Here is a 304-nt window from a genome sequence, read left to right on the forward strand (position 1 = left end):
GCGCTCGGGGCTGCGGAGTTCTGCTGGCACACCGCGCGCCAGTACACGCTGGACCGTCAGCAGTTCGGTCGGCCATTGGCCGCCACGCAGTTGATCCAGAAGAAGCTGGCCGATATGCAGACCGAGATCACGCTGGCGCTGCAAGGCTGTCTGCGTCTTGGGCGGATGAAGGATGAAGGGACTGCGGCGGTTGAGATTACTTCGATCATGAAGCGCAACTCATGTGGCAAGTCCCTGGATATCGCGCGTATGGCTCGAGACATGCTTGGTGGCAACGGTATCTCCGACGAGTTTGGGGTGGCGC

The 304-nt window shown here is 61.2% G+C and carries 1 protein-coding gene; it reads left to right on the plus strand.

The window, feature by feature from the left end; all coding sequences use genetic code 11:
• Window positions 1–304 (plus strand): acyl-CoA dehydrogenase family protein (locus tag AC0L20_RS40605; protein WP_473295762.1); only part of this gene is annotated, 304 nt, incomplete at both ends.

Source organism: Bradyrhizobium sp. Kon58, from assembly GCF_055807455.1.